28 protein-coding genes and 1 pseudogene are annotated in these 22,740 nt (G+C 64.5%); 17 read left to right on the top strand and 12 right to left on the bottom strand.

Annotation, left to right across the window (positions count from 1 at the left end):
- Positions 1-69 precede the first annotated feature (69 nt).
- Positions 70-501 (top strand): c-type cytochrome, encoded by a 432-nt coding sequence (locus FY036_RS05280; protein WP_148913660.1) that lies wholly within the window; start codon positions 70-72, stop codon positions 499-501.
- A 19-nt stretch (positions 502-520) separates the two neighbouring features.
- The gene (locus tag FY036_RS05275) at positions 521-1,444 is read left to right on the top strand and encodes a c-type cytochrome (protein WP_148913659.1); all 924 of its coding nucleotides are present in this window, start codon (positions 521-523) and stop codon (positions 1,442-1,444) included.
- A gap of 7 nt (positions 1,445-1,451) precedes the next feature.
- Here FY036_RS05275 and FY036_RS05270 read toward each other — a convergent pair whose 3' ends face one another.
- Positions 1,452-3,548, bottom strand: coding sequence for a S9 family peptidase (locus FY036_RS05270; RefSeq protein WP_148913658.1), 2,097 nt, complete (start codon positions 3,546-3,548; stop codon positions 1,452-1,454).
- Between the two features lie 393 nt (positions 3,549-3,941).
- Here FY036_RS05270 and FY036_RS05265 point away from each other — a divergent pair, with 393 nt between their 5' ends.
- A complete protein-coding gene (locus FY036_RS05265; RefSeq protein WP_148913657.1) occupies positions 3,942-4,361 on the top strand; it encodes a MucR family transcriptional regulator in 420 nt (139 codons plus the stop codon).
- Positions 4,362-4,374: 13 nt separating this feature from the next.
- On the opposite strand, the gene FY036_RS24110 is transcribed toward FY036_RS05265, so the two are convergent.
- Positions 4,375-4,692 carry a cytoplasmic protein gene (locus FY036_RS24110; RefSeq protein ID WP_407941128.1) on the bottom strand — a complete coding sequence of 106 codons (318 nt, stop codon included), beginning with the start codon at positions 4,690-4,692 and terminating at the stop codon, positions 4,375-4,377.
- Positions 4,693-4,930: 238 nt separating this feature from the next.
- Between FY036_RS24110 and FY036_RS05255 the strand changes: the two genes are divergently transcribed.
- Both FY036_RS05255 and FY036_RS05250 read left to right on the top strand, forming a co-directional pair.
- A complete protein-coding gene (locus FY036_RS05255) occupies positions 4,931-5,335 on the top strand; it encodes a helix-turn-helix domain-containing protein (RefSeq protein WP_148913656.1) in 405 nt (134 codons plus the stop codon).
- Positions 5,336-5,344: 9 nt separating this feature from the next.
- Positions 5,345-6,154 carry a DUF6456 domain-containing protein gene (locus tag FY036_RS05250; RefSeq protein WP_148913655.1) on the top strand — a complete coding sequence of 270 codons (810 nt, stop codon included), beginning with the start codon at positions 5,345-5,347 and terminating at the stop codon, positions 6,152-6,154.
- A 7-nt stretch (positions 6,155-6,161) separates the two neighbouring features.
- Here FY036_RS05250 and FY036_RS05245 read toward each other — a convergent pair whose 3' ends face one another.
- Both FY036_RS05245 and FY036_RS05240 read right to left on the bottom strand, forming a co-directional pair.
- On the bottom strand, positions 6,162-6,596 hold the full coding sequence (locus FY036_RS05245; RefSeq protein ID WP_148913654.1) for a SufE family protein: 435 nt from the start codon (positions 6,594-6,596) through the stop codon (positions 6,162-6,164).
- A gap of 34 nt (positions 6,597-6,630) precedes the next feature.
- Positions 6,631-6,981, bottom strand: coding sequence for a DUF5330 domain-containing protein (locus tag FY036_RS05240; RefSeq protein WP_148913653.1), 351 nt, complete (start codon positions 6,979-6,981; stop codon positions 6,631-6,633).
- Positions 6,982-7,446: 465 nt separating this feature from the next.
- Between FY036_RS05240 and FY036_RS05235 the strand changes: the two genes are divergently transcribed.
- The 3 genes from FY036_RS05235 to FY036_RS05225 are packed head-to-tail and all read left to right on the top strand — an operon-like array spanning position 7,447 to position 10,397.
- On the top strand, positions 7,447-9,210 hold the full coding sequence (locus FY036_RS05235) for a sensor histidine kinase (RefSeq protein ID WP_235897533.1): 1,764 nt from the start codon (positions 7,447-7,449) through the stop codon (positions 9,208-9,210).
- The gene (locus tag FY036_RS05230) at positions 9,182-10,042 is read left to right on the top strand and encodes a peptidoglycan-binding domain-containing protein (RefSeq protein ID WP_148913652.1); all 861 of its coding nucleotides are present in this window, start codon (positions 9,182-9,184) and stop codon (positions 10,040-10,042) included. Before FY036_RS05235 ends, FY036_RS05230 begins: the two co-directional genes overlap by 29 nt.
- 7 nt (positions 10,043-10,049) lie before the next feature.
- Entirely contained in the window at positions 10,050-10,397 is a 348-nt protein-coding gene (locus FY036_RS05225) for a DUF1491 family protein (RefSeq protein ID WP_148913651.1), read from the top strand.
- Here the strand turns inward: FY036_RS05225 and FY036_RS05220 are convergent.
- The gene (locus FY036_RS05220; protein ID WP_148913650.1) at positions 10,384-11,277 is read right to left on the bottom strand and encodes a hypothetical protein; all 894 of its coding nucleotides are present in this window, start codon (positions 11,275-11,277) and stop codon (positions 10,384-10,386) included. The two genes, FY036_RS05225 and FY036_RS05220, sit on opposite strands and share 14 nt — an antisense overlap.
- A 183-nt stretch (positions 11,278-11,460) precedes the next feature.
- Between FY036_RS05220 and FY036_RS05215 the strand changes: the two genes are divergently transcribed.
- Entirely contained in the window at positions 11,461-11,652 is a 192-nt protein-coding gene (locus tag FY036_RS05215) for a hypothetical protein (RefSeq protein ID WP_148913649.1), read from the top strand.
- A 13-nt stretch (positions 11,653-11,665) separates the two neighbouring features.
- Here the strand turns inward: FY036_RS05215 and FY036_RS05210 are convergent, their stop codons facing one another.
- The 7 genes from FY036_RS05210 to FY036_RS05180 form a co-directional block, all read right to left on the bottom strand.
- On the bottom strand, positions 11,666-12,244 hold the full coding sequence (locus tag FY036_RS05210; RefSeq protein ID WP_148913648.1) for a DUF1254 domain-containing protein: 579 nt from the start codon (positions 12,242-12,244) through the stop codon (positions 11,666-11,668).
- A complete protein-coding gene (locus tag FY036_RS05205) occupies positions 12,237-12,821 on the bottom strand; it encodes a DUF1214 domain-containing protein (RefSeq protein ID WP_148913647.1) in 585 nt (194 codons plus the stop codon). The genes FY036_RS05210 and FY036_RS05205 overlap by 8 nt, the downstream gene beginning before the upstream one ends.
- Before the next feature lie 140 nt (positions 12,822-12,961).
- Positions 12,962-15,115 carry a transglycosylase domain-containing protein gene (locus FY036_RS05200; RefSeq protein WP_148913646.1) on the bottom strand — a complete coding sequence of 718 codons (2,154 nt, stop codon included), beginning with the start codon at positions 15,113-15,115 and terminating at the stop codon, positions 12,962-12,964.
- 205 nt (positions 15,116-15,320) lie between these two features.
- The gene (locus tag FY036_RS05195) at positions 15,321-15,593 is read right to left on the bottom strand and encodes a hypothetical protein (RefSeq protein WP_148913645.1); all 273 of its coding nucleotides are present in this window, start codon (positions 15,591-15,593) and stop codon (positions 15,321-15,323) included.
- A 93-nt stretch (positions 15,594-15,686) separates the two neighbouring features.
- On the bottom strand, positions 15,687-17,087 hold the full coding sequence (locus FY036_RS05190) for a PepSY-associated TM helix domain-containing protein (RefSeq protein WP_148913644.1): 1,401 nt from the start codon (positions 17,085-17,087) through the stop codon (positions 15,687-15,689).
- Positions 17,088-17,167: 80 nt separating this feature from the next.
- Positions 17,168-17,689: a copper chaperone PCu(A)C gene (locus FY036_RS05185; protein WP_148913643.1), complete on the bottom strand. Its 522-nt coding sequence runs from the start codon at positions 17,687-17,689 to the stop codon at positions 17,168-17,170.
- Between the two features lie 89 nt (positions 17,690-17,778).
- Positions 17,779-18,114 carry a hypothetical protein gene (locus FY036_RS05180; protein WP_148913642.1) on the bottom strand — a complete coding sequence of 112 codons (336 nt, stop codon included), beginning with the start codon at positions 18,112-18,114 and terminating at the stop codon, positions 17,779-17,781.
- 275 nt (positions 18,115-18,389) lie between these two features.
- On the opposite strand from FY036_RS05180, the gene minC reads away from it, so the two are divergent.
- The 8 genes and pseudogenes from minC to FY036_RS05140 all read left to right on the top strand — a co-directional run bounded on the left by minC (position 18,390) and on the right by FY036_RS05140 (position 22,638).
- Positions 18,390-19,127: a septum site-determining protein MinC gene (gene minC, locus FY036_RS05175; protein ID WP_148913713.1), complete on the top strand. Its 738-nt coding sequence runs from the start codon at positions 18,390-18,392 to the stop codon at positions 19,125-19,127.
- A 33-nt stretch (positions 19,128-19,160) separates the two neighbouring features.
- The gene (gene minD, locus FY036_RS05170; RefSeq protein ID WP_148913641.1) at positions 19,161-19,976 is read left to right on the top strand and encodes a septum site-determining protein MinD; all 816 of its coding nucleotides are present in this window, start codon (positions 19,161-19,163) and stop codon (positions 19,974-19,976) included.
- On the top strand, positions 19,973-20,242 hold the full coding sequence (gene minE / locus FY036_RS05165; RefSeq protein ID WP_148913640.1) for a cell division topological specificity factor MinE: 270 nt from the start codon (positions 19,973-19,975) through the stop codon (positions 20,240-20,242). The genes minD and minE overlap by 4 nt, the downstream gene beginning before the upstream one ends.
- A 48-nt stretch (positions 20,243-20,290) precedes the next feature.
- Complete coding sequence (locus tag FY036_RS05160; RefSeq protein WP_148913639.1) at positions 20,291-20,500, top strand: hypothetical protein; 210 nt, start codon at positions 20,291-20,293, stop codon at positions 20,498-20,500.
- A 79-nt stretch (positions 20,501-20,579) separates the two neighbouring features.
- Positions 20,580-20,972, top strand: a complete 393-nt coding sequence (locus tag FY036_RS05155) for a GFA family protein (protein WP_148913638.1) — start codon at positions 20,580-20,582, stop codon at positions 20,970-20,972.
- Positions 20,948-21,136 (top strand): annotated as a pseudogene (locus FY036_RS05150) (IS1595 family transposase); the annotation flags it as partial. The gene FY036_RS05155 and the pseudogene FY036_RS05150, both read left to right, overlap by 25 nt.
- Positions 21,137-21,386: 250 nt before the next feature.
- Positions 21,387-21,698 (top strand): hypothetical protein, encoded by a 312-nt coding sequence (locus FY036_RS05145; protein WP_148913637.1) that lies wholly within the window; start codon positions 21,387-21,389, stop codon positions 21,696-21,698.
- Between the two features lie 184 nt (positions 21,699-21,882).
- Positions 21,883-22,638: a DUF3800 domain-containing protein gene (locus tag FY036_RS05140; protein WP_148913636.1), complete on the top strand. Its 756-nt coding sequence runs from the start codon at positions 21,883-21,885 to the stop codon at positions 22,636-22,638.
- The last annotated feature ends 102 nt before the right edge of the window (positions 22,639-22,740 follow it).

Genomic DNA, 22,740 nt, shown 5'->3' with positions numbered 1-22,740 from the left:
GGGGCAGGAATGAGCCAAGATCGCGGCCGCGTGTTCCGCGCCAGCCGCTGCCAAATCCGGAGTGTTTTCATGAAATTATTCGCCCTTGCTACAGTCGCCTTCAGCATCATGGTTGCGGGCGCCTCGGCCGATCCCATTGCTGACCGCAAGGAGAACATGAAGGAGCGCGGAGCCCTGATGCGCATTCTGGCTCCGGTGGCCCAGGGCCAGCAGCCCTTCGACGCGGCGACCGTTCTGGACGCGCTGGAGAAGCTGAGCGCCAACGCCGAGGCGGCGACCGACATCGACGCGCTGTGGCCGGCAGGCACGGAGAGCGGCGATACGAAGTCGTCGCCGCGCATCTGGGAGGATCGGGCAGGCTACCAGGCCGCCAGCGACAAGTTCGCCGCCGACACGGCCGCGGCCGTCGAGGCCGCGCCGCAGGATATCGACGCCTATCGCGCCGTGTTCGGGCCGGTGGCGGCGAATTGCGGAACCTGCCATGAAGGTTACCGTCTGTAGCTGCTGAGGGCGGCGTACCGTGTCCATCATCCGCAAGCTGCTGCTGACCGGCGCGGGCATCGCCATCGCCGGCGGTGCGGCGTTATGGTTCCTCAGCGCGCCGCAGACGCTCGACGGTGCAGCGCTCGCCGCGCTCGGCCCGGGCGACGCGGGGCGAGGCGAACAGGTGTTCTGGGCATCGGGCTGCGCCTCCTGCCATGCAGCGCCGGGCGCGACGGGGGATGACCGGCTTTCGCTCGCGGGCGGGGTGCGGCTGGAAACGCCGTTCGGCACGTTCGTCGCGCCGAACATCTCGCAGCACCCGCGCGACGGGATAGGGGGATGGTCGGCGCAGAACCTCGCCAACGCCATGATGCGCGGCGTCTCGCCGGACGGCAGCCACTACTATCCGGCGTTTCCCTATACGTCATATGTGCGCATGGAGCCGTCGGATATCGCCGACCTCCACGCCTTCATGACGACGCTGCCGCAGGTCGAGGGCGCCGCGGCGGGCCATGAACTGGCCTTCCCGTTCAACATGCGGCGGGGCCTGGGGCTGTGGAAACGGCTCTATCTGGATGGAGCGCCGGCCGTGGCGCTCGACAATCCGTCCGACCAGATCGCGCGCGGGCAATATCTGGTCGAGGGGCCGGGCCATTGCGGCGAGTGTCACACCCCGCGCAACGCGATTGGCGGCACCGATACCGCGCAATGGCTGGCTGGCGCGGCGGCGGCGGAAGGCACGGGCAACGTTCCCAACATCACGACGGGCGAAGGCGGCATCGGCGATTGGAGCGAAGCCGACATCGTCGCGCTGCTGGAAAGCGGCTTCACGCCCGACTTCGACTCGGTTGGTGGAGCCATGGCGTCGGTGGTGCGCAACATGGCCGAACTGCCGCAATCGGACCGCGAGGCGGTGGCCGCCTACCTGAAGGCCATCCCCGGTCATCCGAACGGCTATTGAGCCTGCCTCAGGCCTTGCCGACGACCTTCAGCGCGAAGGCGTAGCCGTAGGCGATTTCCTCCAGCCTCGAAAAGCGGCCTGACGCGCCGGCATGGCCGGCATCCATGTTGATGCGGAACAGGATCGGGTTGTCGTCCGTCTTGCACGCGCGCAGCCTCGCCACCCACTTCGCTGGCTCCCAATAGGTGACGCGCGGGTCGGTAAGGCCGGCAACGGCGAGGATGGGCGGATAGGCCTGAGCCGAGACGTTGTCGTAGGGCGAGTACGACGCGATGGTGCGGTAGTCGGCCTCCGACTCGATCGGGTTGCCCCATTCGGGCCACTCCGGCGGCGTCAGCGGCAGGCTGGCATCCAGCATCGTGTTGAGCACATCGACGAACGGCACCTCGGCTATGATGCCTGCGAAATCGGACGGCGCCATGTTGGCGACGGCGCCCATCAGCATGCCGCCGGCCGAGCCGCCCTGCGCCACGATGCGGTCGTGGCTGGTGAGGCCCTCGGCCACCAGATGGCGCGCCGCCGCGATGAAGTCGGTGAAGGTATTTGCCTTCTTGTCGCGCTTGCCGTCGTCGTACCAGGCGTAGCCCTTGTCCTTGCCGCCGCGTATGTGTGCGATGGCGTAGACGAAGCCGCGATCCACCAGCGACAGACAGTTGGTGTTGAAGGAGGCCGGGATCGAGATGCCGTAGGAGCCGTAGCCGTAGAGCAGGCACGGCGCGCTGCCGTCGAGCGGCGTATCCTTGCGGTAGAGCAGGGACACCGGCACGAGTTCGCCGTCGGCCGCAGGCGCCATGAGGCGGCGGGTGACGTAGTTCTCCGGATCATGGCCGGAGGGAACTTCCTGCGTCTTCAGAAGCACGCGCTGCCTCGTGCGCATGTCGTAGTCGTAGACCTGCGCCGGCGTCGTCATCGACGAGTAGGTGAAGCGGATGATGTCGGTGTCGTATTCGTAGGAGCCCGACAGGCCGAGCGAATAGGCCTCCTCCTCGAAGGCGACGATGTGCTCGTCACCGCTCGCGCGGTCGCGCACGACGATGCGCGGCAGCCCGTCCTTGCGCTCCAGGCGGACGAGGTAGCCGCGAAAGCCCATCGCGGACAGGATGAGGCGGCCGGGCTCGTGCGGGACGAGTTCGGTCCAGTTTTCCTCGCGCGGATCGGAGACCGGGGCGGTCATGATGCGAAAGTCTTTCGCGCCGCCGGAATTGGTCAGGACGAAGAAGATGTCGCCGCCCTCCTCAAGGTCGTACTGGATACCGGTCTCCCGCGCCTTGACGAGCAGGGGTTCCGCATCCGGCCGGTCGGCGGGCATGATCCGGTACTCTGACGTCTCGTGATCGCTGATCGAGATCATGATCCAGTCGTTGAGGCGCGTTCCGCCCACGTTCATGAAGAAGCCCGGGTCCGTCTCTTCGTAGACGAGCCTGTCCGACCCGTCGTCCCCGATCCGGTGATGGAAGATTTGCGAGGGACGATGGTTTTCGTCGAGCCGTGTGTAGAAGAAGCCGGTGCCCGGCGCGTCCCACACACCACCTCCGCCAGTATCGGCAACGACATCGGCAATATCGGTGCCGCTCGCCACATCTCGCACCCGAAGTGTGTAGAACTCGGAACCCTTGTCGTCGTAGCCCCAAAGCAGACGCGCATGATCGCCCGAATGATCGACGCCGCCGATACGGAAATAGGCTGAGCCCTCCGCCTCTTTGTCGCCGTCGAGCAGGATCGACTCCGCGCCGCCCTCACGCGCGGTGCGGAAGAAGCGTGGATGTTGCCCGCCGGTCTTGTAGGAGGTGCCGTAGGCGAACGGCCCGTCCTTCATCGGCACGCTGGAATCATCTTCCTTGATGCGCCCCTTCATCTCCGCAAACAGCGTCTTCTGAAGCTCCGACGTGTCCGCCATCAGCTCGGCCTGATAGGCGTTCTCCGCTTCGAGGTGCATCCTTATGGCGGGGTCGAGTTTCTTCGGATCCTTGAACATCTCCTGCCAGTTTCCGGCACGGAGCCAGGCATATTCGTCGGTCCGCTCGATGCCATGGCGCATATCGGTCTGCGGACGGAGCTCGGCGATCGGGGCGGTGGTGGCCGGAAATTTACCAAGGCGGGACATGCTGTGCGGATTCCTCGTCATTATCTTGTCGAGAGGCGAATATCGGTGTTGGCTGGCATTACGCAAGAGCGTGCCGAATCGACCCGTGCATTGCGCCGCGCACAACGGCCCAATCGATGAGACGCGGCGGGAGACTTGCGATCCGATTAAATCATCGGTTGTGCAATCGATTTAATTCTAGGCCCGAACAAAGAAAAACCGGCCAGTCTATACTGGTTATTCACGTAGATTTTTGGGCTACGGCTAATGTTGCATTGACTTGTTGTAGTCACGGGCCCATGTATGCGGGATAACGCGAATCGGAAGGTGCGGCAGATAAGCGCCCATGCGTTATATTCCAGGGATTTACGCGCCTTGGAACTAGCAACTAATCACCATACTGGGGCCAAAAGAATGGATATAACCGAAACTTCCTCGAAAAATGACGAGATGCTGATCGAGCTGACCGCAGATGTTGTGGCCGCCTATGTCAGCAACAATCCTGTTCCCGTCGGGGAACTGCCAAACCTGATCGCTGACGTGCATGCCGCCCTTGGGCGCGTGGGCGGCGCACCGGAGATCGCACCTGCGGACAAGCAGAAGCCAGCGGTCAACCCGAAGAAGTCCGTGTTCGACGATTACATCGTCTGTCTCGAGGACGGCAAGAAGTTCAAGTCGCTCAAGCGCCACCTGATGACCCACTACGGTCTCACGCCTGACCAGTACCGTGAGAAGTGGGGCCTGGACGCAAGCTACCCGATGGTCGCGCCGAACTATGCGGCCGCGCGTTCGCAGCTTGCAAAGAAGATGGGCCTGGGACGCAAGCGCAAATAGCGCTTCCCCTCCATCAAAGGTTTCTGAAAGGCGGCTTCATCGAGGCCGCCTTTTCGTTTGTCGAAGCTTGGGCCGGTTCCTCGGGCGCGCGGAGCCGGTCCAGCGATTGTTTTAACGCGATGTGGCGGTTGAGATCGTAGCTCCAGTGGCGGCGCGCGCCGCGCAGACGCTCCCGCTCGATAAGGCGCTCCAGCCGGGCTGCAAATCGCATGCGCTGTTCGCCGGTCGATGCGAGCGCTTCGGCCAGATCCACGCCGCACGCAAGGAAGAATGCCGCCGTCTGTCCGGCCTGGCGGTGCTCCTGTCTCTTCCTGTCGGTGAAGGCGCGTATGTCGGCATCGAGAGCGGCCACGGGGAAATCTCCTTCGTCTGAGTGCCCCGATATTCCCGCGTCGGCCGGACCGCGTGGACAGAAGCCGTCGTCATTTCCGGCAATCCGAGAAAAAGCCGATTTGAACCAGCGGGTTAGTCGCCGATTTCGCAAAACTTGTTCGTGGTTTGTTCACACCCTGAATATCTGCCGATATAAGAAATCATTCCTATAATGCGGGAGGGGTGATTACGTGCAGATGTCGGCGCTGAAACGCAAAACACTATCGGACGACACAGACCCCGAGATCGCGGCGCTGCCGTCGCTGACGAAGCTCTCGGCGTCCGAGCGCGTGCCGGTGATCTGCGATGCGGTCATCGACATTGCGGCAGCCTTGTTCAACGTCAGTGGCAAGGAACTGCGCGAGCCGGGACGCTCGACGCTTGGCGTGAGCCGCGTGCGGCAGATCGCGATGTATGTCACCCATGTAGCGCTCGAGATGAGCATGCGCGACGTCGGACTGGGCTTCGGGCGCGACCGGACGACTGTTCTGCATGCGTGCCACCTGATCGAGGACATGCGAGACGACGAGGAGTTCGACGGCATCGTCGCGATGGTGGAGCGCGTGGTCACCGCCGCATTCGGGCGACAGGGGCAGGAGTAACTTCGCAGGATGGACAAGGCGGCGAACGAGCGCGCGCTTTTGCGCGTCATACGGTTTTTGGCGAAAGGCGACGCGACCCTGCGCGACGCGGCGGCAGCGGGCAGGTTGCTGCTGAACGCGGGTGAGCGCGGGGTCGTGGGCGTGGCGGAAAACGTGCTGGTCGATGCGGCGCGCCGCGGATTGATCGAGATGGCGGCCGGCGCCGTCAGCCTCACGACCCTCGGCCGCAATGCCATGAAGCGGGCGGAGGTTGCCGCCGAGCCCTACCGTGCACAGCATCAGGTGCTGGAGGAGGCGGTGATCGCGACGCCCGCACGCACGGACGAAGTGACCATCGACCATGCCGAATCGCCGCTGGGCCTGCTGTGGCGACGCCGGACCCGGGCGGGCGCGCGCTTTCTTGAGGCGCGTGAGTTTCGTGCGGGCGAGCGGCTGCGCAGCGACTACACGCGCGGCAGGCTCATGCCGCGAATGGGCATCAACTGGGGCGGCGTCGGGGGCGGACGAAGACTGGGCGATGCCAACGGCGTGGCCGAATTTACAGACGCGGCGCTGGCCGCGCGGCTGCGCGTGGAAAAGGCGGTGCAGGCCGTCGGGCCAGAACTCTCGGGCGTGCTGATCGACGTATGCTGCTTTCTCAAGGGGCTCGAGCAGGTGGAGATCGAGCGGCAGTGGCCGGCTCGCTCCGCCAAGGTGGTGCTGAAGTCGGGACTGGGCGCGCTGGCGCGTCACTACGAACCAGCCTCGTCGGGTGGTGGAAACCGCGACAGGCCGGTTCTTCACTGGGGAACGGAGGACTACCGCCCGATGCTGCGGTGATGCGCGGTCAGGAGACGGCTGGTGCGGACAGCGCGTTCTGGGCTTCGCGGCGGATGCGCTGGACCATGGACCGCAGGCCGTTGGCGCGCTGCGGCGTCAGGTGCTCGTCGAGCCCGAGCGCGCGGAGCGTGTCTTCCGCCTCGGTCGCGAGAATCTCGGAGGCTCTGCGCCCCGAGAAGATGGCAAGAACGATTGCCACCAGCCCGCGCACGATATGGGCGTCGGAATCGCCGAGAAAGGTCAGGACCGGGTCATCGCCTTCGCCGCGCGTGGTTTGTAGCCAGACCTGGCTTACGCAGCCCTGAACCTTGTGTGCGTCGTCGCGCGCGTGTTCGGGATAGGGCGCGAGGTCGCCGCCAAGCTCGATCACATAGCGGTAGCGCTCCTCCCAGTCGTCCAGGAAGGCGAAGTCGTCGCGGATGGTGTCGAGCGTTGCGGTCATCGTGGACCGCATATAGTGCGTGCGGGCGGCGCTGTCACTCCTGCGCGGCGGATACCGGCTCGGACGGCACAGGAACGGACCCGGTGTGCAGCGGCTCGTGCGGCATGGCCGGCTGTTCGCCGAAATGCTCGTCGAGCATGCCATAGGCGATGCGTGCACCTTCCCTGGCGCGGACACCTATCGTGTGCATGGCCGAGCGCCCGACCTCGCATGCGTCCGGACGCCGCTCGCACAGGCCGGCGAAATCGCCGATGACGGCGCGTGCCGCGAAGAACGCCTCGACTGCGCCGATGGTGGGCTTGCTGCCATTTTCGTCCGTTCCGCCGAACGGGATGACCAGCAGCACCAGCGACAACCAGAACGCGGATTTAATCAGGAAACCCATTTCCACACCCTCGATACCCGTTGCGGACAAACTTTCCCCAAGTCCGCGAATGTGGCCACCCTACGCACGGGACGCAAAGGACGGCTTGAAGAGCTGAGTCGCATTCGCCTCAAATTTGATTCCAATTTTATCTTTTCGGGTTCGATTAAACGTCGACGCAAGATGAAGGTGGATTTGGGCGAAGTTGCGTTCTTTCAACCAATTGAAATTATTGTGCAAAAATACGCGCGATTGTCGATGATGATCCTGGGGGTGCACGGCTTTCGTGCCGGTTTTGCCCTTACCCTCTGTTTACCATGGGGAGAATTGTTGGCCGGGAGCACCCCCTAAACCGGTGGAAAGGGGGGTGCCGGCGGTCGTCTCGGGGCGTCGTTTATTCATTCCTTAAACCGCGGGTGCGAGGGTCGGCTTCAAAGAGTTCGATCCGCAAAGCGGACGTTGTGCGAGTGCGTTGAGTTGAGTGCAGTGACAACCAGACCGGGCAATTGGCTGACCGGAATGGCCGCGGGATGCGAGCGTCTTGTCCATCCGGCGGTAACCGGTGGCGAGCGCAAGCGCCAGCGCCGGCTTCTTGCCGCGCTGCTGTCGGGGCCATTCGTGGCAGCTGCCGCCATCGTCCAGACCGTGATGCCGCATTACGGTGCGGCGACCGGCTTGGCCGTGCTGTGCGCCGTTTTCAGCGCGAGCTGGCTGGTGGCTTATCTCGTCGGTACGAGCGGAAGACGCGACCGGGCGGAGCCGGTGGCTCTCGCCGCGGGCGCATTGCTCGCTGGCACGCTCGTGGCGCTCGCAGGCGGTCTTGCCGGGCCTCTCGCGATTCTTCTCGTCGCACTGCCGATGGAAACCTACTGGATAAGCCGCTCGCGCAAGGCGGCACTCCAAGCCGGTGGCCTCGCCCTTGCCGCAGCCGTCGGTGGAGGCTTCCTCCTCGAAGGCGCGCCTTCGGGGGCGCTCGACTGGCTGTGGCTTACCCCGACGCTCTATGCGGCGACGCTGGGCCTGCGCTGGCTGCAGCAGACCGAGGCCGTGTCGGATGCGCGCGAGCGCAACGCCGAAGGATTGCCCGAGGCGTGCTTCGACGCGCTGGTGGTGCGTATCGCTCGCCATGGCGAGGTTGAAAGCGCTTCGGCGCAGGCCACCGCCATCATGGGGCTGGAGCCCGAACTGCTTCTCGCGACCGGCTTGTTCGATCGGGTTCACGTGGCGGACCGCGTCGCGTTCATGTGCGCGGTCGCACAGGCGCGCGACGAAGGAACGGCAGCGCGGTGCACGGTCCGTCTTCGGATGCCGCGCATTCCAGGCGCTGAAGGCGGCGGCTATCGCGCCTTCGACATCGAGGTCGTGCGCCCCGCGACCGACGGTTCGGTAGTGGCGCTGATCCGCGACGGGCAGGAGGCTGCGACGCTGCGCGACGAACTGGCGCGCGCGCTGGAGCAGGCCAATGCGACCGAGATCGCCAAGGGCCGCTTCCTTGCAGCCGTGAGCCACGAGCTGCGCACGCCGCTCAACGCGATCATCGGCTTTTCGGACATGCTGCTGCATCGCGAGATTTCCGGCGAGATGACGGGCAAGCAGAAGGAGCACGTGACGCTGATCGGCGAGGCGGGCAACCACCTGCTTTCGGTCGTGAACGCCATCCTCGACGTTTCCAAGATCGAGGCGGGTTCGTACCAGATCAACGTCGAGCCGTTCGATCTCGGCCCTGCGCTGGAGATGTGCCGCGCGATGCTGGAGCCGCAGGCGACCGCCAAGGGCGTGAACCTGTCGGCGCGGCTGCCTCTGGGACTGGGCGAAGTCGCGGGCGACCAGAGAGCGGTGCAGCAGATCCTGCTCAACCTGCTCTCCAACGCCATCAAGTTCACGCCGGAGGGCGGCAACGTCACCGTCAACGCCGTGCGTTCGGACGATACGATCCGCATCTTCGTCAATGACACCGGCATCGGCATTTCGGCCGAAGACCTTGCCACTCTGGGCAGGCCTTTCATGCAGGTGCAGAACGACTATACACGGCAGTTCCAGGGCACCGGGCTTGGGCTCTCGCTGGTGAAGGGGCTGGTGGAACTGCACCACGGCTCGATGTCCATCGAGAGCGCGCCGGGGCTGGGCACGACGGTTACCATCGGCCTGCCGGCAGCTTCATCCGGCGAGACGGGCGGGCGGGTAGCCAAACTTGAAACACGAGGCGAGAAGGGGGAGAGACATGGCATCGCGCTCCGCAAGACCGCCTAGAGGGCGCAGGCAGGTCGAAGAGTTCGACGATGAAAGTGGCGTGGGCGCATTCCTGATACGCCACCGGCGGGTTCTGGGCGGGCTGACCGCCTTTGCCGTCGCGTTTTCCTATGTCGGAGCCAACGCGGTCTGGTATCAGCCGCACGCCCATGGCGGCGCATTCTTCGCCACGAGACCGCTGACGGCGCCCGCAGCCGCGTCGGTCGCGCAGGACGAGGCGATGCCGGGCGAGTTCGAGACGGTCATCAGGCTGGAGCGGGAACCCGAAGGCGCGCAGCAGACGCCGCCTGCCGGCCCGAGCATCGAGACGATCATCGCAGCACCCGCGCCAACCCCGCTGCCGGCGGCACCCACGCCGATGATATCGCCGCGAGGCGACCCGGTGGTGGAGGACGTTCAGCGGATTCTGGCCGAACTGAACCTCTATGATGGCGACGTCGATGGCCTGACCGGTCCCAAGACCCGAAGCGCGATCGAAGGCTATCGCAAGATGGTAGGGCTGAGCGCTTCGGCCGACATAGACGATCAGCTTCTGGCGCAACTGGGCGCGCAGCCGCGCGCCACAAGCAGCGCTTCGCCGCTGCCGACCGGTTCGCCCGGTACGGATATGATCGAAACGTCGTCGGCCGTTTCGCACGACAACGGGCTCGTGATGCGCATTCAGGCTGGCCTCAAGGCATTCGGTAATGACGGCATCGACATCGACGGCCAGGTCGGCTCGAGGACCAAGTCCGCGATACTGGAGTTCCAGTCGCTGTTCGGGCTGCCGGAAACCGGAGAACCCGACCAGTCGGTCTACGCCAAGATGCGCGAGATCGGGCTGACGGACTGATCGCCCGATGCGGCTCACCACCGATTTCTGGGTTTCCGCCATCGTGCGAAGGGCTTTCGCCACCGGCGGGTTCGCTGCCGTCGTGCGGCGGGGTGCGACCGAGGCCGGCGCGGTGATGGTGACCCAGCGCGACCGTCTCGGTGAAATCCGGCTTTACGGCCCAGCCCCGCAGACGAGCTACGACGAGGCGCGTCCCGACGAGCGGCTGTTTTCGGAGCTGCTGCGCTCTGTCGACGACGAGGAAATCCGCAAGAGGATCGACCGCGAGCTTCGCTTCGACCCCGACATCTGGGTGGTGGAACTGGAAGTGGACGACGCGACCTTCGCCGAGCTGGTGCCGCTTACGACGCCTTGAGCTTGCCCGTCTGCGATGACCGGTTGGCCGCCAGCGGCGCGTTACGCCATTCCCCCATCAGCCTTGCCGCGGTGTCGGGCGTCACGGCCGCGTATGCGTCGAGGAACGCGGCGATCGCGCGCGTGTCGCCAGACCTCATCGGCCTTACGCACTGCACCAGCAGCAGCGCCTGCTCGTCGGAAAGCGAAAGCGAACGCAACGCCACGATGAAACCGGCGATGTCCTGGTCGTCGGTGATCGCCTCGGCTCTCGCCAGATCGATGCCCAGCACGTCCGCCAGCGCGGTGTGGAAGAGGGCCGAAACGCCCGCAAGCGCTGTCGAGCGCAGCTTGCGATAAGCCCCGGGCTCGCCGTCCCAACGCAGGCTAACGGGCGATGCGGCAGCCTTGTCCGGTGCCGCAGGGCGCATCATCGTCAGCAGGCGGGCGCGGGTTTCTTCCGCCTTGTCCGGCGTTGCCTCGGCATCCAGCGCGCCGAGCGAGCGGATGAGGCGCAGGATGCGCTCGTCGAGCTCGGCACGCATGGAGATGGCGCGCGCATGAGGCAGGCCGTGACGGCCGATGAGCGCAACGAGGTCGATATTGGTCAGCACCGGCGATGACATCAGCAGCGGCGCGGCGATCTCGATGGGCCGGTCGGCCAGCCTGCGAACGAGAACGGGCGGAGCGTAGGGCGATTCGCACAGGGCTGCCGCCACGAAGCGTAGCGCTTCTTCCGAGACGCCGGAAAGCAGCGGCACCGCCAGATCGTCCAGCTGGACGATTTCGCGGCGGGTAGGGCGGGTAAGCGAGCAGAAGGCGGTGACGGACGCACGCAGGAGCCGTTCGGACCGGCCGGCGGCGCGATGGGAGTTGAACGGAAGGGAAGCCGAGCGGTGCACGAAGGAAACGCCTGATACGCAAACTGACACTGTGAAGGCACGCAAAGCCGGAAAACGGCGAATATGCGGCCTGTTCGCTCAATTTAGACCGTATTCGTTAGCGTCGTGTTAACCCTCTCCTGCGCGTAGTCGGGACGGAGGCGTAGCGTTCTGCTCCGGTCTAACCGAGAAACGAGCATATCCATGGCTACCATACTTCCCTTCGTCGTCCGCCCGCGGACGCCGTCAACCAGGCGACCAGCCGATAGTGTCGCCGCCATCGTCATATTTCCCGGCGTCCGCTACGAGGCGCGCCGCGACGACCATCAGGCCGGCGGCAGTGAAGGACGTACCGGCGACAGCCCGCGCCGCAAGCGCAAGGGCAAAACCGCCTGAACGCTCAGACCGGCTAGCCGGGCGTGCAGGCGATGCCGTCCAGATAGCGCGAGATCGTCGGCTCCCAGCTCTCGTCGGGCACGAACGCCCTGACGACCACCATGCCTTCCCCGATATCGGCTTCGATGAACACCGAGCGGTCGTATGCCGCCGGAAGCGCGTTGCGCAGGTCGATCATCTGCGCAGGCGTGGCGATGACGAAATCCACCTGCCCGTCCGCGGAAGAGCGGTCGTTGAGGCTGAAGACGTTCTGCCCGGCCCGGTCGTAGACGGAAATCGACCAGTAGGGCGCATTGCCGCTTCCGTGAACCCGGACCGTCCCCTCCTCGAGATCGACCCGGCAGGCGACCGCGTTGAACAGCGGGTCCATCGAGCCGATGAGCGGCGCGGCGCCGGGCGGATCGAGCCTTGCGAGCGTGTAGTAGTTCGCCTGTTGCGACAGGATCGACCATGCGTCGCGCTGCGAATAAGACGGCACCATGAGCAGGATGGCGATGTGGACGATGCCGGCGCCGACGAGGCCCAGCAGCAGCGCATGCAGCAGGGCGGCCCATAGCGGGCGCGAGTAGGGCGTTCTGTGGCCTCTAGCCATCGCAAGCCTCCCGCCGTACCGGCGGCAGCTCCACCTCCGCGACCCGCGCGCTCGAGGCGACGGCGGTGTCGTAGAGCGTCAGGATCAGCCGGAACTCTCCGGTGCCGCGCACCGCGAGCCAGTTGCCCGGAGAGGGCATGCGGGAAACGACGGCCGAGACGGTATCGTCGGTCTGGCGCAGCATGGCGTAGGAATGCAGCGCTGCGGCGCGGTTGCCTTCAGGCGCGATCAGTTGCCCGTCCGCGTCGCGCGCATAAAGGGTCCAGAACCGCGCCGGCGGCAGGCTGCCTTCGATGCGGTAGTCGCACTCCAGCCTCAGCGGCTCGCCAGCGTCGTCGCGGGTGGCGATGAAGACCAGCCCCTCGGCATGGCCCAGCGCCAGGTCGGCCTCGCGCGAGAAGCGGGCCTTGGAGTAGGGGTCGGCCTGAGGCGTTCCGCGTTGCGGGTAGGCCGTCCAGTTGCCGATCTCGACCGTGTCGAACTCGAAGTCGCCGTCCAGAGCCAGCCAGACGCTGCCTGCCCCCGCGCCGAGCGCGATCGCAAGTGTCAGGGCTGTCAGGAAGATGGTCTTGAGCATGGGCCCGGATCGGTTTCCGCCGCGAAGCTGTCGCCGCTGGCGGGAGCGTCAAAGAGAGGTTTTCGGAGGCCCAAGCGGTCGCCGTCTTGGCGCGGAAAGTCAAGCCGTTTCGATGGCTTGCGGCCGCGTGGGAAGCATGGTCACAGCGAAGACAGCGCCTCCGGCTCGGGCGGCACGTCGAGGTTGGGCGCGTCGCGGAACTGGCGCGACATGTCCACCAGAAGCCGCGTCGTGCGGCCGGAAAGGACCGACGGCCGCTCGATGTCCGGCCGCTCACCGTCGAGCGCTTCCGAAGCATCGGCCACTGCGGCTTCAGGCTTGGCGTCGAGGAACGGCTTGTCGATGCCCGGTATCGGCCGCAGCTCCACGTTCTGGTGCGCATACTGCATCAGGCGCTGCCAGACCATCGCCGGCACCGAGCCGCCGGTCATGTCGCGCGTCGAGGTGTAGTCGTCATTGCCGAGCCATACGGCAGCCGTGTAGTTGCCGGTGTAGCCGACATACCAGGCGTCGCGATAAGCCTGCGTCGTGCCCGTCTTGCCTGCGGAGCGGATACCCTGCAGGGCGGCGCGGCGGGCCGTGCCGGTCTCAGGTATCTGCACCATGATCGAGTTCATGGAGGCGACCGCCTGTTCCGACACGGTTCGTCGCGGCTCGGGCGCGTCGCGGCCGTGGTCGTAGACGATCTCGCCGGCATGGGTGACCAGCTGCGTCACGCCGTGGCGCGAGCCGGTGAAGCCGCCATTGGCAAGCGTGAGATAGCCGGTGGCCTGATCCATCACCGTCATGCCCGACGTGCCCAGAACCATCGTGCGATGGCCGTTGAGTTCCGATTCCACGCCCATCGCCATCGTCTTCTCGATGATGGCGGGAATGCCCAGATGGTCCTTGGCCAGCCGCACCGGCACGGTGTTGAGCGAGCGGATGAGGGCGCTCGACAGCGGCACGCGGCCGGCATAGCCGCGGGTATAGTTGCGCGGCGACCAGCCGGCCCAGGTGATGGGGCCGTCCGGCACGACCGAATCGGGCGTGAAGCCCGCTTCCATCGCAGCGGTGTAGACGTAGGTCTTGAACGACGAGCCCGTCTGGCGCAGAGCCCGCGTCGCGCGGTTGAACTGGCTGCGGGCATAGTCGCGCCCGCCGACGATGGCTCGGACGGCGCCGGTGCTGTTCTCGATCATCACCATCGCGCCTTCGGAAACGCGATAGGCCTGGCCGTGCTGGCGCAGGTTGAATTCCATCGCCTCTTCGGCGGCCTTCTGGAGGTTGAGGTCGATGGTGGTGCGCGCCACCAGCGAGCGCGGGCCGTTGCGCGGCGCGATCTTCTTGACCTCCTCGAATGCCCAGTCGAGGAAATAGTCGGGGCTGTCCATGCCGCCCCGGTCGATTGCCGTGGCGGGATGCAGGCGCGCCGAAAGCACCTGGCCTTCGGTCATGAACCCGCCATCCACGAGATTGGACAGCACCACGTTGGCGCGGCCGCGCGCGGCAGGAAGGTTGATGTGCGGCGCATAGTTGCCGGGGGCTTTGAACAGGCCCGCAAGCATCGCGGCCTCGGCCAGATTGACCTCCTTGATGCCCTTGTCGAAGTAGAAATCGGCAGCCGCGGTGATGCCGAACGTCCCGCCGCCCATATAGGCGCGGTCGAGATAGAGCTGGAGGATTTCCTTCTTCGACAGGTTCCATTCCAGCCAGAGCGCCAGATAGGCTTCCTTGATCTTGCGCTCCATCGAGCGCTCGTTGGTCAGGAACAGGTTCTTGGCCAGCTGCTGCGTGATGGTGGAGCCGCCCTGCACGACGGAGTTGGCGCGCACGTTCTCGCTCATGGCGCGCGCCAGACCGATGAAGTCGATGCCGAAATGCTCGAAGAAACGCCGATCCTCGGTTGCAAGAACCGCCTTGATGACATGGTCGGGGATCTCGTCCACCGGCACCGAATCGCGCTGGATGATGCCGCGCTGGCCGATCTCGTTGCCGTAGCGGTCGAGGAAGGTAACGGCGTAGTCGCCCTGGCTGCGCCAGTCCTTGGCCGTCTCCTCGAAAGCGGGAATGGCCAGCGCCAGCATGCCGATGACGCCGACCGTGCCGAGCGTGAACGCCTCGCTGCCAAGCTCGACGACGCCCCGCCGCCAGCCGGATACGCGGAAGCGGCGGAAGAAGATGGTGATGTTTTCCCAAGCCTCACGGGCCTTGAAGCCGGCTTCGTAAAGGCTTGAATCGATCCAGGCGTCGACGGCGAGCAGCCTCGTCGCACGCGGAATGCGCCGTTTGCGCATTTTCTGGGGATCGTCCATTACACCACGCCCACGCCATCAAACCCCAAAGCCAGCCCGATCCCGAATTACGGCATATTCAAGGCTGGCGACGCCGGGTCAGCGCCCACGAATTTCACCGATCATACCGCGAGGCGCATAGGCCGTCACGGTAAAAGGCGAGTGATCGTAAATGTTCGCGTTAGGGTTGGTTTAACGTGTTGCCGGCACGCCACGCGAATCGCAGCTACTTGTCGCCCAGCATGATGGTCGCGCCGCATACGCCAAGAGCGATGAGCCCGAAGCCGAACACGGTGACGGCGAGGTGGCTGTGAATGAGGCCGGCCGGGGCAAAGCGGCCAAGCAGGGCAGGGTAGTAGATGGCCGCACCGAAGGCCGACCACCCGCCAGCCGTCAGCGAATAGAGACGCTCGAAAATACCCGCACGCGGACGCAGGCCCCTGACGGCGGTCCACACGATCATGAGGCCGGCAAGGATGGCAGCAGCAATCTGAAACATGAAAATGTCCTCTGGCGGTCGCGTCTCGCGATCAGCGGCGGTTCTTTAGCGGTTTCGGAATGAACCGGCAAGAACCGCCGCTGTTCCGGAAGGTCAGGACAGTGCGTGCCTCAACCGTGGAACGACGCGCAGCAGGGTTGCATCCAGCAGCAGCACGGCGACGATCGCGGCACCGGCGAGGGGAAAAGCTATGCCCAGCACAACCACCAGCGCGGCAGCGCCTTTCCACAGCGGCAGATCGCGCGGCCGCGGCGGCGCGGCGAGCCGGGCGGCGCCTGCGGGTCGACGCTTCCACCACATGACCAGGCCCGACACTGACACCCCGATCACCGACAGGCAGAAGAGCGTGTTGAAGACGAGGTTCCAGACGCCGAGATCGCCTTCGTGGAACGCGATGCCCCACGCCATCGCCTTGGCATAAGGCGAATAGTCTGCGTAGCGCACGTCGGCCAGCACGTTGCCGCTGTACTGGTCGATGTGGATCGTGCGGTCGGCGGCCGGGTTCGGGCCGTCATTCGACATGCTGTCATGGCTCACCGTCCACACGCCGGTCTCATCGCCGGGAATGTTGATCTGGAACCGCCCGACGAAACCTAGACCGCGGGCAAACTGCGCCACACTGTCGATGGTGACGTCGCCCTCGATGGCATCCGTGCCCGCAAGAGAGCCGGAAGCCGGAAGCGGCGTCTGCTCCAGCCCCCACGGCACTTCGTGCGCGCCGTCGTGGTTCATGCTGGCATGGGTCACGTCGGACAGCGGCGCGCCCCATTTTTCGGCGGGGAAGGTGTTCCACGCTTGCACCATCCGCTCGCCCCAGATGCCGGCCCAGCTGAGGCCCGAGATCAGGAAGACGACGAGGACTGCCGAAATCCAGAAACCCAGGACGCCGTGCAGGGATTTCCAGAAGGTGCGGCCTCTGGCCGTCAGTCGCGGCAGGAGCGTTTCGCGCCATGTCGCGCCGTTTCGCGGCCAGTGGAGATAGAGGCCGGTGACCACCATGACGATGGCGAGGCTGGCGGCGATCTCGATCATCCGGTCGCCGAAGGAGCCGAGCAGCAGCGTGCCGTGGATTTTGTTAGCGAAATCGTACCAGCCGGCGCGCCACGCAAAAGTCTGCAGCACTTCCGCCGTGTAGGGATCGACCACCACCCCGGTTCTGCCGGCGTCGGACGCAACCGCGAAGACCGCCGCGCGGTCGGCTGCGAGCGGCTCGATATATTGCACGGCCTGTCCGCCCGAAACGGCGCTCTCGGCCGCGGTCTGCAAGGCACTGACCGCAGCAAACTCGGCTTGCGGAGCGACGGCGGTGCGTTCGCCGCCGATGCCTGCGCCCCATGAAATCCACAGCATGACGAGGCCCGTCGTGGCCAGCATGACGAGGAAGGGGATCACGTACAGGCCGGCATAGAAGTGCCATCGCCAGGCGATGAAATAGAATTTGTTGGCAGCCGCAGCCGCCTGCGGAGCTTCGGCTCCGCCGGTTATGTCAGTCATGGTGACCTCGAGGTGTCGAGAAGGAGTGGAGGGTCGGAGGAATGCGGGCGCGGTCGGGCCGCGCCGCTCATCCTCCGGGATCAATGCGAGGAATGGTCACCGTGATCGTGCCCGCCACCGCCGTGGCTCTGCGCCCCGCCCATCGCCTCGACGGCGAACTCGACCTCGACGGTGCCCGCCTTCTCGAAGGTCATCGTGCCCGCGAACTTTTCGCCTTGCTTCGGCCTGCCGGTCAGTTCGAGGAACATGACGTGGTAGCCCCCCGGCTTGAGCTCGACCTCTCCGCCGGCGGGTATTTCGACGCCTTCGATCGGACGCATGGTCATGACGCCCTTGTCGTCGACGGCCATCTCGTGGATTTCGGTGCGGCCGGCGATGTCACCCGTAACGGCGACGAGACGGTCGGCTTCCGAACCGTGGTTGACGATCTTGACGTAGCCGGCGGCGACGCGCGCGCCCTCCGGCGTTTCGCGCGACCACGGGTGGTCGATCTCAAGTTCACCGACCTCGAACCCGTGGGCGAGGGCGGACTGGTTCGCGACGAACAGCATGGCGATGGCAAAGGAAGCGGCGCGAGCGGCGGCGCGGAAAGACTGGTGCATTGGAAATCTCCTGAGCGTCATGTTCGGCCACTCCGGGCTCGAAAGACGCAGACAATATGAAACAGCCGCGCGCTGGCGCGGCAGCGGGATCACATCGTCAGGGGAGGAGATCGCGGACTGCCGGGACCACGGTGCAGCGCATCCGTATACCCGGAAACGGCCTCAGGCGTTTGCAGGCGCACGGCTTTGGTGGAGAGTGGGTTTTCCAGCGAATGGCCGGACCCTCCGTCGCTGGCAGCCGGGGCAAACATGCTGCATGCAACCGTGCAGCAATCCGGCATGGCCGTATGGTCGACGTGGCCGGTATCCGATTGGTGGCTTTCGACGCTGGTGATGCAGAGCGGATTGCCGAATGCGTCGAGCATGGGCGAGGCATTGGCCGTGCCGACGGCGAAGGCGCCGAGGAAGCCCTGCAGCACGAGCATTGCGGCCGCGGCAAGCGCGACGCCAAGATTGCCCGTTTTCCGCCGAGTGTTTGCCAATAAACTGCCTCCAAGCCGTGCTTAACAGCGGAAGATCGCGTTGAGAATAGCGACGGGCCGGTTTTGCGCCGGAAGAGCGCCCATGCGCGTTTTTGACGCTTCGTTGGTTCACGCCGATCGGGAGTTCACATTGTGTTTCAGACGGCTCCCCGAGGGGTGGCGTTAACCTTTTGTTAACCATTCCGCCGATACACCCAAGTGACGGAAAATTAACGAAGATCACTCAAGTGTTAACTGACTCGCGGCCGATCCGCCTCAAGGGTCGATCCTTCCTTGCGCTCGCGCTTACCCCCGAACTGCCGCTGGCCGACTGGCTGGCGCGGCTGGACGATCTGGCTGCCCGCTCGGCAGGCTTCTTCCTTCGGCGGCCGGTGGTTCTCGACGTGGACGGGCTCGACATCGACCGAAACCAGCTGCGCGAACTGGTCGAGCAGCTCGGCTCGCGAAACGTGCGCGTCATGGGCATCGAAGGCGCGCGGCCTTCCATGCTGGCTGCCGACCTGCCGCCGGCCATGGCCGACGGGCGACCCGCATCCGACTTCGAAGCTCCCGAGAAGGCCGAGGCTGAAGAGGGTGGTGCGGCAGTTCCCGTCGTCCCCGCCGCGTCGGCCGAGCCGGGCAGGGCGGTGCCGTCGCTGGTCGTCACGCAGCCGGTGCGCTCGGGCCAGAGCCTGATCTTCCCGGAAGGCGACGTCACGATCGTCGGTTCGGTGGCATCGGGCGCAGAGATCGTCGCCGGCGGGTCGATCCACATCTACGGCACGCTGCGGGGACGCGCGATGGCGGGCACGATGGGCAACGCCTCGGCGCGCATCTTCTGCCGCAAGCTCGAGGCAGAGCTGATCGCGATCGACGGCTACTACAAGACGGCCGAGGACATGGAGCCGGACCTGCGGGGACGCGCGGTCCAGATCTGGCTGGACGGCGAAACCATAGCGGCGGGAACACTGGGCTGAAGAATGTCGGGTCCGGATAAAAAGGAGAGGTCAATGGGCAAGGTCATCGTCGTTACATCTGGCAAGGGCGGCGTCGGCAAGACGACCTCCTCGGCCGCACTGGGGGCAGCGCTGGCGCAGAAGGGCGAGAAGGTCGTCGTGGTGGACTTCGATGTCGGCCTGCGCAACCTCGACCTCGTGATGGGAGCCGAGCGCAGGGTCGTCTACGACCTGGTCAACGTCATTCAGGGCGAGGCCAAGCTGACGCAGGCGCTGATCCGCGACAAGCGGCTGGAGACGCTGTACCTGCTGCCCGCCTCGCAGACCCGCGACAAGGATAACCTGACGCCCGAGGGCGTGGAGATGGTGATCGGCGCGCTGAAGAAGGCGTTCGACTGGGTGATCTGCGACAGCCCGGCCGGCATCGAGCGCGGCGCGACGCTGGCAATGCGCCATGCGGACGTGGCGATTGTGGTAACGAATCCAGAGGTTTCGTCGGTTCGCGATTCGGACCGCATCATCGGCCTGCTCGATTCCAAGACGCTGAAGGCGGAAAAGGGCGAGCGGATGGAGAAGCACCTGCTGCTGACCCGCTACGACCCGATGCGCGCCGAGCGCGGCGACATGCTCAAGGTCGACGACGTTCTCGAAATCCTCTCCATCCCGCTGCTGGGTATCATCCCCGAAAGCATGGACGTGCTGCGCGCATCCAACCTCGGATCGCCCGTCACCCTCGCCGACGGCGACTGCGCGCCTTCAAAGGCCTATTTCGACGCGGCCCGCCGCCTCATGGGCGAGACGGTTCCCGTCACCATCCCGGGCGAGAAGCGGGGCTTCTTCGGCAAGATCTTCGGAAGGAAGGCGGCATGAACATTTTCCGTTACTTCTCCAAGACGCCGTCGGCGCCCGCCGCGCGCGAGCGCCTGCAGGTGCTGCTCGCCCATGAGCGCGTATCGGCCGGCGAATCGGACCTCGTCACCAAGCTGCGCGACGAGATCATGGCGGTCATTTCGAAGCACATGAAGATCGACCAGGACAAGGTGAGCGTGAAGATGGAGCGCGGCGCGCAGGTCTCCACGCTGGCGGTCGACGTCGAAATCCCGTTCGACGCGGGCAAGAAGAAAAAGGCGGCCTGAGGCCGCCTCCAGCATCCGACCTTTGCCGGACCCAAGAAGGAGAACTCGATGACCCGACTGGCACTTCTCGAACGGCTCAAGGAACTGCAGCAGACGCCGAAATATCAGGGCCGCGACATCACAACCGTCAGCGCAATGCTGTCGATGTCGGCGCTGGCAAAGCACGTCGAGCTTTGCGAGGCGGCGGCAGCCGTGCCGCCGCGCCACGATGCGGCGGGCAAGGCAGGCGGCACGCAGGCGCACGCCGGCCGGGCCTGAACTTTGCCGGGGCGCTTGCGCCCCGGTCCTGCACTGCCCCGACTGCGCCGAACTGCCCCGAACTGCAAGGAGACGCGGCATGGACCGATACACCGGCGGCTGCCGCTGCGGCGGCGTGCGTTTCGTGGCGACCGGAGAGCCCTACCGCGTCGGCATGTGCCATTGCCTCGACTGCCGCAAGCACCACGGCGCACTCTTCCACGCCTCCGCGATTTTTCCAGCCGACGCGGTGACGGTCGAGGGCGAAACGCGCGACTACAAGGACCGATTCTTCTGCCCCAATTGCGGCTCGCCCGTATTCGGACGCAGCGGCGACGAGGTCGAGATCAATCTCGGCGCGCTGGACGAAATCGATCAGTTCATCCCGACATACGAACTCTGGACCGTCCGCCGCGAAAGCTGGCTGCCGCCGTTTCCGGTGAAGAAGCGGTATGAGGGCAACAGGGAAGGCGAGGGACGGACGGAGGGGTAGGGCATTTCGGCGAAGCCCATCTTCACCGCTACCTTGCCGAATTTGACTTCCGCTATAACCGCCGCACCGCGCTAAATATCAGCGATGCAGAACGCGCCGAAGACTTGCTTCGCATGGCTAGCGACGAGCGCCTTACCTTTCGGCGGATTGGTGAAGCCGGTCACCTAAGCAGAAATCGCGCAAAATTCTTCGAAAACGCAAGAAGACGTTACTGTGAAAACCGGGGAGAGGGCGACAGGAGAGCTTGTCGCCACTGCGCGAGTCACTCAAACGTAAAAGGCGACCGTGGTTCAGACGGTCGCCTTTACGTTGAAACCAAGCCGTTGGAGGGCTTGTTTGTGATCACGTCCCATCTGTCGCTCGTAACGCGGTTCACGTCAAGTCATCCGAGGCATCCATACAAGGAAAATCGGAATGGCATACAGCTACTGGGTAACTATCCGCATCAAGAACGATGCAACATATGACGACCGATACGAGGGCTTCGTTGAGGCTCTCAAGGAAGCGAAACGCAAGGGTTTCTGGTCCGAACCCACGTCTTTCTGGCTGGTCGAATCAGATTTAGGCATCGATAGCTTTATGGGCGCGATAACCGCGCCGCTGGACCCGGGCACAGACCTTGTCGTGGTGCGCCGGATTGCGAACGATGAAGCTCGCTACTTTGGAGCAGTTCGGCATCCTGAGGTGCTGGAGTCTTTCATACCCAGTGCCCAAAAGTTCGAATGAACTTCAATCGGGATTCGAAGAAGTCGAGCGAGACCGAGAGCGGCCCTTAGCCTTATCCGTCTGATGTTCATTTTTTTCGGTCCTATCCTTGCCCCTCCCGGCCTTCGGATCGGGAGGGGTCTTCAACAGGCGGCGCAATAACTCGTCGCCCTTTTCCTGGTCTTTGTTTTTCGCGGTCTCGGACATGGCAGTTCTCTACGTTGATGAAGCCGGTGAAGAAGGCTTCAAGGAAACGAGTTCCGAGTGGTTCATCCTAGGCGGCTCGATGCATGCTAATAGCGGCCTCCACTCGTGCGTCGGCTGCTATGATACATTCAAGGCAGCACGCAAAAATGACGACTGGTTTTTCCACTTTCAGAAGCGCAGCCACGATGAACGAATAGGATTTATCCACGCCATCCGAGAGGCCCCGTATCAGGGCATGGCGGTAATGATCCATAAGCCGTCCATCGACAAGCCGGAACGCTTTAAGCAGCGATACTGGCTTTACTTCTACGCCCTAAAATTCCTTCTAGAACGCGCCACGAAATGGGCAGAGACGACGGCGCGCGAACCGATTCACCTCATGCTCTCGTCGCGCCGAGGGCTAGATAAGGATGAGTTAAAGGCTTACTTCGGCCGCATCAAATCCAGCCCCTTCGTCAAGCGCGACGAAATCCTTTGGAACGTATTCCAGCACGACGAAATCCATATCGAACCGAATAGGAAATATCGAGGCTTGCAAGTCGCAGATTGCATCGCGAGCGCTATCTATAAGGCCGTTGAGGTTTCCGAATATGGCACCCTTGAGCCAAGGTACATAACCGATCTTCTGCCGATCTTCGCGCGGCACCCCTACAAAGGCTTTCAGGCGGTCTCCTACTGGCCTGCGTTGCCGTTCTCCCTCCATCAACAACGAATGGCGTGGAGAGAAATAGGGCGGGAGCAAGCCGCTCCGTGAAATTGCTTTCGCAACCTTCGCGTCCTGTCCCGCCCTACTCGTACCCGTCGAACAAAAAGAGCCGGCCTGTCGAGGGTAATTTAGTATATGCTAATGTTTTGT

Origin of the sequence: Neoaquamicrobium microcysteis, assembly GCF_008180155.1 — a bacterium.
In the GTDB taxonomy this organism is placed as follows: domain Bacteria; phylum Pseudomonadota; class Alphaproteobacteria; order Rhizobiales; family Rhizobiaceae; genus Aerobium; species Aerobium microcysteis.
Note: the sequence above shows the minus strand (reverse complement) of the source record. Positions and strands in the feature narration are given on the sequence as shown.

Excerpts from the sequence above, each read along its gene's own strand:
- FY036_RS05280 (WP_148913660.1), top strand. The coding sequence starts at position 70 with ATGAAATTATTCGCCCTTGCTACAGTCGCCTTCAGCATCATGGTTGCG.
- FY036_RS05270 (WP_148913658.1), bottom strand. The coding sequence starts at position 3,548 with ATGTCCCGCCTTGGTAAATTTCCGGCCACCACCGCCCCGATCGCCGAG.
- FY036_RS05265 (WP_148913657.1), top strand. The coding sequence starts at position 3,942 with ATGGATATAACCGAAACTTCCTCGAAAAATGACGAGATGCTGATCGAG.
- FY036_RS05255 (WP_148913656.1), top strand. The coding sequence starts at position 4,931 with ATGTCGGCGCTGAAACGCAAAACACTATCGGACGACACAGACCCCGAG.
- FY036_RS05250 (WP_148913655.1), top strand. The coding sequence starts at position 5,345 with ATGGACAAGGCGGCGAACGAGCGCGCGCTTTTGCGCGTCATACGGTTT.
- FY036_RS05245 (WP_148913654.1), bottom strand. The coding sequence starts at position 6,596 with ATGACCGCAACGCTCGACACCATCCGCGACGACTTCGCCTTCCTGGAC.
- FY036_RS05240 (WP_148913653.1), bottom strand. The coding sequence starts at position 6,981 with ATGGGTTTCCTGATTAAATCCGCGTTCTGGTTGTCGCTGGTGCTGCTG.
- FY036_RS05230 (WP_148913652.1), top strand. The coding sequence starts at position 9,182 with ATGGCATCGCGCTCCGCAAGACCGCCTAGAGGGCGCAGGCAGGTCGAA.
- FY036_RS05225 (WP_148913651.1), top strand. The coding sequence starts at position 10,050 with ATGCGGCTCACCACCGATTTCTGGGTTTCCGCCATCGTGCGAAGGGCT.
- FY036_RS05215 (WP_148913649.1), top strand. The coding sequence starts at position 11,461 with ATGGCTACCATACTTCCCTTCGTCGTCCGCCCGCGGACGCCGTCAACC.
- FY036_RS05210 (WP_148913648.1), bottom strand. The coding sequence starts at position 12,244 with ATGGCTAGAGGCCACAGAACGCCCTACTCGCGCCCGCTATGGGCCGCC.
- FY036_RS05205 (WP_148913647.1), bottom strand. The coding sequence starts at position 12,821 with ATGCTCAAGACCATCTTCCTGACAGCCCTGACACTTGCGATCGCGCTC.
- FY036_RS05200 (WP_148913646.1), bottom strand. The coding sequence starts at position 15,115 with ATGGACGATCCCCAGAAAATGCGCAAACGGCGCATTCCGCGTGCGACG.
- FY036_RS05195 (WP_148913645.1), bottom strand. The coding sequence starts at position 15,593 with ATGTTTCAGATTGCTGCTGCCATCCTTGCCGGCCTCATGATCGTGTGG.
- FY036_RS05190 (WP_148913644.1), bottom strand. The coding sequence starts at position 17,087 with ATGACTGACATAACCGGCGGAGCCGAAGCTCCGCAGGCGGCTGCGGCT.
- FY036_RS05185 (WP_148913643.1), bottom strand. The coding sequence starts at position 17,689 with ATGCACCAGTCTTTCCGCGCCGCCGCTCGCGCCGCTTCCTTTGCCATC.
- FY036_RS05180 (WP_148913642.1), bottom strand. The coding sequence starts at position 18,114 with ATGCTCGTGCTGCAGGGCTTCCTCGGCGCCTTCGCCGTCGGCACGGCC.
- minD (WP_148913641.1), top strand. The coding sequence starts at position 19,161 with ATGGGCAAGGTCATCGTCGTTACATCTGGCAAGGGCGGCGTCGGCAAG.
- minE (WP_148913640.1), top strand. The coding sequence starts at position 19,973 with ATGAACATTTTCCGTTACTTCTCCAAGACGCCGTCGGCGCCCGCCGCG.
- FY036_RS05160 (WP_148913639.1), top strand. The coding sequence starts at position 20,291 with ATGACCCGACTGGCACTTCTCGAACGGCTCAAGGAACTGCAGCAGACG.
- FY036_RS05155 (WP_148913638.1), top strand. The coding sequence starts at position 20,580 with ATGGACCGATACACCGGCGGCTGCCGCTGCGGCGGCGTGCGTTTCGTG.
- FY036_RS05145 (WP_148913637.1), top strand. The coding sequence starts at position 21,387 with ATGGCATACAGCTACTGGGTAACTATCCGCATCAAGAACGATGCAACA.
- FY036_RS05140 (WP_148913636.1), top strand. The coding sequence starts at position 21,883 with ATGGCAGTTCTCTACGTTGATGAAGCCGGTGAAGAAGGCTTCAAGGAA.